An 11,695-nucleotide genomic window follows, 5' to 3' on the forward strand; every position below is an offset into this window, starting at 1 on the left:
TTCGTAATGACGCTCGAATACTCGCTACCGCTACGCTAACGTAATTCGTAATTCATAATACTAAGACAAAGAATATCCTGTTGCTTTCTTAACGTATTTCATCACTTTTTCATAAGATTCAGGATTACTCACAGGGTTGATGATGATGGGGATAGTGCCATCTGGCAACCAAAAAGTTATCCTGCCGTTAGGTTCATGGCAAAAGGAACTGATGCAGGTGAGATTAATTACATATTCGTTTTTTTCGTAAAGGATTTTCACCCAGTGGGCATGATCTAATTCCAACCCCGTCACACATTCTAAATAATCGAGGATCTTTTGATAATCTTCCAAGTTACTTTGCGGGTTAATCACTATCGGAATGGCACTATCTGGCAACCAAAAAGTAACCCTACCATTTAGTTCATAACAAAAAGCATGGACACGTTCAAAGTTCACTACATATTCTTTCCTCTCGTAAAGGATTTTCACCCAGTACGCCACAACATCTCCTCAATTACGAATGATGCACCCTGTATATCCAAATCTACTGAAGCCTTAAGTTAATGTTGCTATGCACCAATTCAAAATCTAAAAAATTAATTTTGAATTACGAATTACGTTAGCGTAGCGGTAGCGAGTATTCGAGCGTCATTACGAATTGTTATGACACCTCCAATGGTGTTGGTGTCCCTGAAGTTGAGAGAGAAAGAGCGATCGCTGCTTGAATAAACCCTTTAAATAAAGGATGAGGGCAACTGGGGCGTGATTGAAATTCTGGATGAAATTGGCAAGCAAGAAAGAATGGGTGCTTGGATAATTCCACAATTTCAACTAAGCGTCCATCGGGAGAAGTACCACTGATCACATAGCCAGACTTTAATAACAGATCGCGGTAAGCATTGTTGAACTCATACCGATGTCGATGCCGTTCATAAATTACATCTTCTTGATAAAGCTTGAAAGCCAGTGTATCAGGAAGAACACGACAAGGATATAGCCCTAAGCGCATTGTACCCCCTAAATCGACAACTTCCTGCTGTCCTGGTAATAAATTGATTACCGGATCAGTTGTATGAGGGTCAAATTCAGCACTATTAGCACCTGTTAATCCCCCTACGTGCCGGGCCCATTCAATCACAGAACATTGCATTCCCAGGCATAAACCCAAAAAGGGAATTTGGCGATCGCGTGCGTATTTAATGGCGGCAATTTTGCCATCCACCCCCCGAACCCCAAAACCTCCTGGCACAACTATGCCATCGACACCCTCAAGATAAGTTTCGGGCGGTTCATTTTCCAAATCTTCTGAATTCACCCAACGCAGGCGCAGTTTGCCATAAGTGGAAATTGCAGCATGGTTTAATGCTTCCACTACAGATAGATAGGCATCACTTAACTGCACATATTTACCGACAATGGCAATTTCTAGCTCATGCTTGGGACTATGTAGGCGTTGTACCAAGGTTTGCCACTGCGTCAAATCTGGTTTGCGTTGTTCCATTTGCAGCAAGTTCAGCACTTGTTCTGCCATTCCTTCCCGTTCTAAATTCAGGGGTACTTCATAGATACTTTTGGCATCTTGAGAAGTGATGACGCATTCTTCCGGGACATCGCAAAATCCCGATAATTTCTGCTTTAATCCCTTGGGTAAGGGGCGATCGCTCCGACAAACTAAAATATCTGGTTGAATGCCAATGGATCTCAGTTCCTTAACCGAATGTTGTGTTGGCTTAGTTTTCATCTCACCCGCAGAAGCAATCCACGGCACCAGCGTTACGTGCATGTACAGAACATTCTGCCGTCCTACTTCTTTGCGGAACTGGCGAATTGCTTCCAAAAACGGCAGTGATTCAATATCTCCCACCGTACCGCCGATTTCTGTAATTACTACAGATGGGTTTGTACTTTTAGCAACTCGCAGAATCCGCTCTTTAATTTCATTGGTAATATGAGGAATAACCTGTACTGTGCCGCCATTATAGTCTCCGCGCCGCTCTTTATTGATAACTGCCTGGTAAATCGAACCAGTCGTTACACAATTTAACCGCGACATCGAAGTATCGGTAAAGCGTTCGTAATGCCCCAAGTCCAAATCTGTTTCCGCACCATCCTGGGTAACGAATACTTCCCCATGCTGAAAGGGACTCATCGTACCAGGATCGATATTGATATAAGGGTCAAGTTTGAGAATCGACACGGAATATTCGCGCGACTTGAGCAAACGCCCTAGACTTGCTGCTACAATGCCTTTACCAATACTGGAAACTACGCCCCCAGTTACAAAAATAAACTTAGTCATAGTAGTTTGAATTTCTAACAACTTCTAAAAATACATCCCGTCATTGTGCCACAGTTGTTGTGGTGTAATCTTCTGTTATCTTGTCGTGAAAAACCTTCTAGGATTAGTAGTATTAGGCTGTATTCTCACCTCCTCCGTAGCATTGGCAGAGCCATCTCTTATAGTCGTTTTTCCCAAAACAAACTACCAGACGAGTGCCCAAAAAATCTTTTTTCTGGGGACTGCACCACCAAATGGTCAGGTTTTGATCAATAGTAAGCCAATTACCCGCAGCAAAGCTGGTCATTTTTCCCCTAGTTTCCCCTTGCAGTTGGGGGAGAATCTTTTTACTGTGCGTCACAACAATCAAGAACTCCAGATTAAAGTGACAAGGCTTACCACTAGCCCTGAGCTACCACAGGGGTTAGCCTTTGCTAAAAATTCCCTGACTCCCGCAGTTGACATTGCTAGACTACCGGGAGAGCTAATTTGTTTTAGCGCCATCGCACCCCCTAACGCTAGCGTATCTGTCAAGTTTGCTAATCAAACTATTGCCCTTTCACCCCAACCTCAACAGCCACAACTACCAAGTAATTTGGCAGTTCTGACAGGGCAAAATCAGCCTTATGCCCAGTCTAGCTTAGGCAATTATAAAGGTTGCACCACAGTGGCAACAGCGGCCGATCTGGGACAACCTCAGTTTCAACTGACGCTCAATGGCAAGACGATAACTCAACCAGGGACTGGTAAAATTCAAATCCTCTCAAGAGCAGAGTTGCCAGTTTCTGAGGTTACAGTAGAATCAGGCGTTGCTCGCACTGGCCCAAGCACCGATTATTCTCGACTTACACCACTGCCCAAAGGCACACGCGCAACAGTAACAGGTAAGGAAGGTGAATGGTTGCGCCTAGACTATGGCGCTTGGATTAACAGTCAGGAAACTCGCATTCTACCTGGTGCAATTCCGCCACAGACAATAATTCGCAGTGTCGGATACCGTCAACTCCCTGGTGCAACAGAGATCGTTTTCCCCTTACAAGTTCCCGTTCCTGTGAGCGTACAACAAATTGAGGGTGCTTTCGCTCTCACTCTCTACAATACCACTGCCCAAACGGACATTATTCGCCTGGATGATGACCCCCTAATTTCTCGCCTAGATTGGCAACAGGAGACACCAGAGCAAGTAAAATACACCTTTAACCTCAAAAAAGCTCAACAGTGGGGATATAAGCTGAGATACGACGGTACAACCCTGGTTTTGGCTTTGCGTCATCCGCCGAAAATTGGAAACACAAGACGCAAGCTTTTAGCTAATCTTAAGATTGTACTAGATCCTGGGCATGGCGGTAAAGAATCTGGTGCCAGTGGCCCAACTGGATATTTAGAAAAAGATGTCAATTTAGTGATATCCAAGTTGCTGCGGGATGAGTTGGTGAAACGAGGCGCAACGGTGGTGATGACGCGGGAGGATGATAAGGAGGTTTCGTTAGTAGAACGTCAAGCAATTATCAGTCAAGAAGAACCTGCGATCGCTCTTTCCATACATCATAATTCCCTACCCGATAATGGCGATGCCGAAAAAACTAAGGGATTCGGCACTTTTTGGTATCATCCCCAAGCTCACAACCTCGCAATATTTTTACAGAACTATGTAGTTAAAAAACTCGGCAGACCTTATTATGGCGTGTTTTGGAACAACCTAGCGCTGACACGTCCCGCTGCTGCGCCATCCGTGTTGTTGGAATTGGGTTTTATGAGCAATCCCGATGAATTTGAGCAGATAGTGAACCCAGAAAAACAGAAGAAAATGGCTTATGCGATCGCTGAGGGAATTACTGAATGGCTTAGGAGTGTTAAATAAATTTGAGGTACAACACTAGTGGTCTGGCAAGTCAACTTTGCAGGGTGAGGACTGGGGAAAGGAGAAAGGGGAAAGGGTAAGGGATTTAAACCCTTTCCCCCTTCCCCCTTACCCTTTACCCCGCCAAGTTCACTTGGCGAACTACTAGTTCCTCATTGTATTTAATGGAGTGCGATGCCTACGGCGGGCGTTTGCGTAGCGTCTTGGAGAGAAGCCAGCCTCCAGCGGGGCGTAGCCCATCGCTCCTTTTTAGCTGGTTCCTGCTTAATGTTGCGATCGGTCTTTGTTCAAGCTTTTTGACTCTTATAGTGTAATCGTCATAGGCAAGCCAAGCTGGAAGATGACTAAAGTAACAAAAGAAGGATTACTGTGCAGTATATCCTCCATCAATCATCATATTATGCCCCGTGATGAAGGAAGTCGCATCTGAGCACAACCAAACCACCGTTTTTGCAATCTCCTCAGGCTTGGCAATACGTCCTATTGGATGTGCTGTTGGAAGTTGAGCAATTAAATCTACGGGAAGACTAGCTAGCATATCAGTCTCGGTAGCACCCGGACTCACGACATTGACTCGGATACCAGATTTAGCATATTCTATTGCTGCTGTTCTAGTCAGGGTAATGACTGCACCTTTTGTGGCAGAGTAGACGGCATAACCAGGTACACCAACGACAGCACCGACGGAAGCCACATTTACGATCGCCCCGCTGTTCTGTTTGAGCATCGCCCTGATTTCGTACTTGAGGCAGAGCCACGTTCCTTTAAAATTTACGTTAACCAGACGATCCCAGTCTTCTTCTGACATATCATCGATGATTAAGCCGGAATTGCCCCCAATCCCAGCATTATTGCAAGCGCAGTCTAAACGACCATAAGTTTTTACAGTTTTATTGACCAGTGCTTCCACTTCAGCAGCATTTGAAACGTCGGTCTTGACAAAAATAGCTTCACCACCTGTCTCTTTTATCAGGCGTGCGGTCTCCTCACCTTCGGCGAGCCGACGACTAGCAACCACGACTTTTGCTCCAGCGCTTGCAAATGCGATCGCACTTGCCCGGCCAATACCTGATGAAGCCCCTGTAACCAGCGCGACTTTTCCATCGAATTGACCTGTCATAGGTGTGTTCCTTCCCTTTTGATTGCTTTGTTTTGCACTAACTGATAGCTATTTGTATTTCCGTAGCGATACTGCACCTACACCAAAAGCTAAGACTCCTAACACAGCAGAAGTTTCAGGGACAGGCACTGGCTCAAGCGCTGAAAATGCTAATTTTCCAATTAGCTTATGAGTGGCAGTCGTTGGATGCACTTCGTCCCAGAATAAAAACTTGTCTGGGATACATATAACTGGCTGTGTGGTAATTTCAATAGGCACTACTGCTGAATCTCCGATGCACGAGTCAGTTCCATTCGTGAGACTGAATTCCTCTGGCGCTGCGACGATCCGATTAAAAAGAGAATTAACATCAAGAGGAATAATGTTGATATTAGAGTTTAGTTCCTGACTCAAAAGGTTGAGGTTTGTGGTCAAGCTGGAGTTATGTTTACTGGTAAAAGTGCTAAGTAAGCTCGAAACTTGACTATTGCCGCCTACAACTGGAAACTTCCCTAAATCTGGCAGATTCAATACCATGATATCTCTAGCTCCAACAGCAGCAAGCGATTTTACCGCCGTTGATAAATTTGTAACTGCCTGGGTAGGGTTAGGAGTGCCTTGGAAAAAGTAATCTAAATAATCATTAGTACCCGCCCACAAGATGTAGAGGGAGTTTGGATCAGCAGACGGATTTGCTGTGGTAAAGCTGTTAATTTGTTGTTGTAATCCCGGTAGAGTGCTGATTCCTATATTCTTGAATCCTGTAGTTGCACCACCGAAAGCAAAATTGGTGTTCGGATTGAAAGTTAACCCAAGATCGGAGGCGAGATATTCCACCCAAACAGGACCATTAGAAAAACGTTCATTGAAGTAAGGTGGATTTTGGGGAACGAGTCCGTTAGTTGCATTAAATACATTACCCGTATCGGAAAAGCTATCTCCAAAAACATAAATCTCGTCATAACCCTTTGCCGAGACTTTGAGCGGAAACATCAAAGATAATAGGTAAAAGCCCGCCGCCAGAATTTGTTTTTGCACGATTAACTACTGAGTATGCTTTAAATACTGATAGATAACTTTAACAAGGAGCGAAACTATGATCTAAGGAACTTTTCAGTGCTGATTCAGGTTCGTTGAGATGTGGAAAAAGACCTAACGCCACGTTACCCCAACGCATCACACTTGCAGAGGCGACTCCTGCTGCACCAAAGCCATAAATGAGAACCAGATCATTTTCACGAATTTTACCCATTTGTGCAGCGTGATAAAGATTGGCCACGGTAAGTACTGGTCCAATGTTCGCGTACTGAGGGTAGAGGTTAATAGTGCGCTCTGAGTCAATACCAAGTACACGTACACAAAAGCGCGAAAACCAAGCTGTGGCTGTATTGAAAAGAAAAAAGTCAATCTGATCGAGAGTCAAATCAGCTGCCGAGATAGCACCTTCGCAACAGGTACGTAAAAGCTTCGTCGATTCTTCACTGAGCGCATTTTTTGCGTCCTTGTTCAACTGCATACGAATTCGTGGATTGCCTTGTTTGTTTTCTATAACATTTAAGGTCAAAATATCGCAAAAACAACTGGTATTCACAGTTTTTGTACTGAGTATTCCTTGGTTGGGTTTGACTGAACCGATCACGAAGGCTCCAGCACCATCGCCGAGAAACCAGGAAACGGTATCGTCTTCATCGACAAAGCGAGAGTAAGTGCAGGAGATTACTACCAGTACATTGCGGTACTCACCTGCTTGTACCAAAGCACAGGCAGTTTGCAATGCTACTGGGGTAACACCACACGCCCCATCAAGATTCCAGGCAGCACCTTGCAGTCCCAGTTTTCGGGCAAGGAAGGCGGCATTACCAAAGCCGATTTGTTCAGGCCAAATCGAGGCTACGAGCATGAGATCGACTTCTTCAGGAGTAAGTTTTGCCGCGTTGAGAGCATCACGAGCTGCGCGCTCTTCCAGCATCAGCGACGATTCGCCTGGACCAAGTATCCGCTGCTCAACAGTACCACGAAAGGGATCTGACAGATATGGCAACATTTCCAAGTCAAACTCGTTGCTGGGGGTAGAGTCAGCAAGCGAAAACAGCCTTCCCAAGCTTTTTTGTTCGACTTGAGCAACTATATCTGGGTATTTCTCTCTGTAGTAATCCGTTGTACGTCTGACGCTGGGAAAGCTCACTGCGATCGCGCGAATACCTACTGGATGATCCACCATCACAAATCTCCTCTTAGTAATTCGTAGCACCTTGTGAAATCAGATTGTGAATATGACTTTTAATTGGTGCAATCCGGCTTGGGTCAATTACTACGTCAACAACGTAAGGACATCTCGAAGCCATCGCTTTTTCCAAAGCTGCCTGAATTTCAGGTTCTGTTTCAACGCGGATGCCATCAGCTCCCATTCCACAAGCTATCTTGACAAAATCCGCCTGCGGAATCTCTACATCTACACCTTGGAACCCTAGCAAAGTCATCCCCTGGTCGCACATACTATAGCGCCCATCGTTTAGTACAATCCAAACGGCAGCAATCTGGTATCTTACCGCTGTGCTTATCTCATTGTTCATTAGCATGGCACCATCGCCAACTATGGCAACGGTCTTACCATTGTGTGCCAGCGCACCACCCACGACGCCTGTGACAAAATGACCCATAGATGCAAACCTGGTACTAACTCGAAAACGACCTGGTTTGGTAAATTGCAGTCGGTTAATTGCCCAAGCTAGCGAGTTTCCTCCTTCAGCCATGACAACCGCATTGCTCCCTTCAACTATTTGCCGTTGAATTGCATCCATAAGTACTTCCGGTCGCACCGGTCCCTCTGCACGTGGATTGATTATTACAGGCTTGGAACAAGGCGGCAACAGTTCTGTTGACTGATTTTGGTGTTGGGGAAAGTACTTTAGCAGTGCCTTTACAAACATTCCCACGTCGGACTGGATGGCAAACGTTTCGACAGATGGATATGCAGTTCCTGGAACCTCTGGGTCGATATCGACATGCACAAACCCTCGTTTTGGAATCATTGTAGAATTCCAGAACGAAGTCCACTCACTGAGGCGGGTTCCTAGCACTAACACTCGTAAAGGCCCTTGTTTTTGCATATACGTTAAAACTGACGTATGCCCGGCAAAACCCGTAACACCAACAAATTGAGGATGGTTTTCCGGAAAAATGCCCTTGCCTCTAGGTGAACACATCACCGCCGCTCCCGTCGCTTCTGCAAGCTGACGAATTTCTGCTGCTGCACCTCGCGCCCCAAAGCCTACCCAAATGGCAAATGGCCCTTCTGAAAGCAACCGTGTACATTCTGCAATAGTTTCCTCATTTACGGCTGCAGGAGCAAAAGAGAAAGCCACTCGTGGCAATGATGTCTTAACTGAACTAGTTTGGATGTTAGTGGAAATATTTAAGTGTGCTACAAAACCATTTGGTCGGGCTATACCAAGTGCCAACCGTCGATGAACTTTTGACAGTTCATCACTGGATTCGAGAGTTGTCGCATAATGAAACACTGGTTCTGAGGTAAACAGCCCTACACTAGGCATGGTATGACTGCTGGTTTCTTGGAATGCCCACCGTCCACGCTGCGGTGCCGATGTTGAAGGCGACAGAAAAATCACTTTAGCACCTTCCCAACGTGCAGCAAATAACCCGGTTAAAGCGTTGGTGATCCCCGGTCCTGTAGTAGTGAATACCACAACCGGGCGATCGCTAGCAAAGTGCGCTTCAATGGCTGCAAAAGCTGCTCCAGCTTCGTGGCGAAAGTGCAGCACCTGGATAGGACTTTGATGTAATGCAGCCCACACTGGGGCGATCGCGCCTCCCGAAACACCAAAGGCATATTGTACTCCCATGTCTCTCAGGATTTTTACCACTGCCTCTGCTACCGAAAAAGTTACGGATGGCTTGCTATCAAATAGCTGCGTATTTAAATTTAACTGTTCAGTGGTATTCGCTTGTGTATCCTGAAATTCAACATCCATAGTAACTATACTTAGGAAAACTTTCCTCTGTGGGATAATATTATCCCACACCTAAAGTAGGTCAGCATAAATATTTGTCGTTTCAATCACGTAGCAAGCAGCTATGCTGAAGGCAACAGACAAAAGGGTTTTAACCTACTTCATATTTATTCTTTATCAAGATAGTTTAGTTTTTTTATGCCAATCTACCAGCTAATCTTCACATAGTTTGGTCTTTTATTGTCTACTTGCTTAAACTCTGCTTTGATATAAAAAAATGTTAAGAGAGTTTAAGAGTGGCAAAGGTGGCGATGCTTGCGGCGGGCTGCGCCAACGCAGATGGGTTCATCCATTTTTTAGTTTACTAAAACTGAACACTATTAATCAAGCTCTGGAGTATAAAAAGGTGATTAATTTCAATCAGTACAAGGCTTTAACTTTCGATTGTTACGGAACCCTGATTGACTGGGAAAACGGCATCTTAGGAGTGCTAAAGCCACTTCTGCTGGCACACAATACTGATTTGGATGACGATCAGATTTTGGATCTTTTTGCTGAATTTGAAGCAGAAGTGGAAAAAGGAGAATATCTCAGATATCGAGAAGTTTTAAAGAGAGTAGTCCAGAAGTTTGGTGAGCGATTTGGCTTTGAGCCTACTGTTGACGAACTAAATTCACTTGCTAAATCAATTCAGTATTGGCTGCCTTTCCCCGATACAGTGGAGGCACTTAGAGCTTTAAGCCAAAAGTTTAAGCTGGTAATTATCTCAAATGTAGATGACGATCTCTTTGCTTTCTCGGCAAAGCACTTAGAGGTGGAATTTGACCAAATAATCACAGCAGAACAAGCAAAAAGTTATAAACCCTCATTAAACAACTTCAGACTGGCTATTGGAAGAATTGATTTGCCGTTAGAGCAGATATTACACGTTGCGGCTAGTGTATATCACGATATCGTTACAGCCAAATCTCTAGGACTATCAACAGTCTGGGTAAACCGTCGAGCAGAGCAAAAAGTATCCTCTACCATAGGTTCAGCAACAAGTCAACCTGACTTAGAAGTGCCTGATTTAAAGACTCTTGCTGCTTTGAGTTCACCAAAATAATACTGAGGAATAAGTATTTAACGCGATGTGCAACTTATTCTTGGAACCCCACTTCCATTCCTCTCCCCGAAACGGAGAGAGGCTTTGATTCTTGCTCCCCAACGCTAGTAGGGAAGGGGTTGGGGGTTAGGTTTGAGATAAAGTCGCACACGGCGTTATTTAGTGTCTAACACTGTTTAGATGAGGATTTGTTGTTACAAAACGAAACAGGAATTGCAACATAGATTGATTCTGCCTTAATCTGGAAAAACTACTACGCCAGTTTGACGCCACGTTCACTCTTCTTTTGAGGGCGACACGCAAAGGACGAGTAACGCTCGTACCAACGCTCTGCTTCTGGCTCTCCAGGAGCAGCACTCTGGCGATAAACTTGTTCAATAAAACACTTTGATAGCCTAAAACGATGAAAGCATCTGCTAATTTCGACTTTGAAGACGAGAAATTTAATGCACCGCCTTCTCAAGTCATCCCCTGGTGTCAGATGATTAATCCTCGGTATGGCACAGATGGTATGCAATCCCACGGTTTGGCTATTAAGCTAGATAATGCTAATGCTGTCGGCTTTGTGCCAGATGATAATTGGCAGCAGATAGAGCATGAATTTAGCTCTGGAGTCGAAACAGTCTTTATTACCAATACTCCACGCTTGGTTTTAGTGCGTCGGGGACCATTGTCTGTCAAAGACCGGGAAAGTGGTCTCAAACTGGGTACGCTCAAAGAGAATTATGATGCTTTTTTAGCCGACAAACTTAAATTTAAAACCTTTACTCGCTATCTAATTTTTATAGTGGGTGAAAATAAAAAGTTTTTACATGAATCACCATTACAACTAACTCTTAATGGTGCAGCCGGAGCGAGTTTTAGCAAAACCTACTGCGAATATCAACAAGGTAAAGTAGTTAGTGGATTCGTTGCTGAACTAGAAAAAGCTTATGCTGTTTATCGCAAGCAACCTTTGACACCAAAAGGGCCATTGTTCCATGCTCACGGCATTTTCTGCCCCATAATTGAGTGTGAAGAAAGAGGTATTGAACCAAATACAGTTCTGGTAGCTTCAACTGTAGACTTCAAACATCCTACGGTAGGCACTTTAACACAATATTTAATTGCTTCGGATTCTCTTGAGTCTGCAATGATTTGCAAGACTTTTGAAGAATACAAAGATTTTGGAAAGGAACCTGTAAAATCAGAAACGCCTAAATTGGCAATGGCAGGAGTTTCCAACTCTTATGTTTATGCTGATGAAGATGATTTTGCTTATCCGCCGTATTAGGTGGGAGTGGGGAGTGGGGAGCAGGGGGGCAGGGGAGCAGGGGAGCAGGGGAGCAGGGGAAGCAGGGGAAGCAGGGGAGCAGGGGAGATGAGGGAGTGAGGGACAAGAATTAATAACCATTCCCCA

9 protein-coding genes are annotated in these 11,695 nt (G+C 44.7%); 3 read left to right on the top strand and 6 right to left on the bottom strand.

The features are described from left to right. Positions 1-60: 60 nt before the first annotated feature. Positions 61-483, bottom strand: coding sequence for a hypothetical protein (locus VB740_RS33335; RefSeq protein ID WP_323204101.1), 423 nt, complete (start codon positions 481-483; stop codon positions 61-63). A 160-nt stretch (positions 484-643) separates the two neighbouring features. Beyond that, on the bottom strand, positions 644-2,281 hold the full coding sequence (locus VB740_RS33340) for a CTP synthase (RefSeq protein ID WP_323204102.1): 1,638 nt from the start codon (positions 2,279-2,281) through the stop codon (positions 644-646). A gap of 85 nt (positions 2,282-2,366) precedes the next feature. Between VB740_RS33340 and VB740_RS33345 the strand changes: the two genes are divergently transcribed. Continuing rightward, positions 2,367-4,121 (top strand): N-acetylmuramoyl-L-alanine amidase, encoded by a 1,755-nt coding sequence (locus tag VB740_RS33345; protein WP_323204103.1) that lies wholly within the window; start codon positions 2,367-2,369, stop codon positions 4,119-4,121. A 364-nt stretch (positions 4,122-4,485) separates the two neighbouring features. Here the strand turns inward: VB740_RS33345 and VB740_RS33350 are convergent, their stop codons facing one another. Genes VB740_RS33350 through VB740_RS33365 form a run of 4 tightly spaced genes read right to left on the bottom strand, consistent with a single transcriptional unit; the run spans position 4,486 to position 9,212 of the window. Further along, complete coding sequence (locus VB740_RS33350) at positions 4,486-5,241, bottom strand: SDR family oxidoreductase (RefSeq protein ID WP_323204104.1); 756 nt, start codon at positions 5,239-5,241, stop codon at positions 4,486-4,488. A 48-nt stretch (positions 5,242-5,289) separates the two neighbouring features. After that, positions 5,290-6,258, bottom strand: coding sequence for an SGNH/GDSL hydrolase family protein (locus tag VB740_RS33355; RefSeq protein ID WP_323204105.1), 969 nt, complete (start codon positions 6,256-6,258; stop codon positions 5,290-5,292). A 40-nt stretch (positions 6,259-6,298) separates the two neighbouring features. After that, complete coding sequence (locus VB740_RS33360; protein WP_323204106.1) at positions 6,299-7,441, bottom strand: 3-oxoacyl-ACP synthase III family protein; 1,143 nt, start codon at positions 7,439-7,441, stop codon at positions 6,299-6,301. Positions 7,442-7,454: 13 nt separating this feature from the next. Continuing rightward, the gene (locus VB740_RS33365; protein ID WP_323204107.1) at positions 7,455-9,212 is read right to left on the bottom strand and encodes a ScyA-related TPP-binding enzyme; all 1,758 of its coding nucleotides are present in this window, start codon (positions 9,210-9,212) and stop codon (positions 7,455-7,457) included. Positions 9,213-9,468: 256 nt separating this feature from the next. Between VB740_RS33365 and VB740_RS33370 the strand changes: the two genes are divergently transcribed. Together VB740_RS33370 and VB740_RS33375 are read left to right on the top strand one after the other, a co-directional pair. Beyond that, entirely contained in the window at positions 9,469-10,296 is an 828-nt protein-coding gene (locus VB740_RS33370) for a haloacid dehalogenase type II (protein WP_323204108.1), read from the top strand. Positions 10,297-10,699: 403 nt separating this feature from the next. Continuing rightward, a complete protein-coding gene (locus VB740_RS33375) occupies positions 10,700-11,569 on the top strand; it encodes a DUF5895 domain-containing protein (protein WP_323204109.1) in 870 nt (289 codons plus the stop codon). Positions 11,570-11,695 lie beyond the last annotated feature (126 nt).

Origin of the sequence: Nostoc sp. UHCC 0251, assembly GCF_034932245.1 — a bacterium.
Classification (GTDB): domain Bacteria; phylum Cyanobacteriota; class Cyanobacteriia; order Cyanobacteriales; family Nostocaceae; genus Nostoc.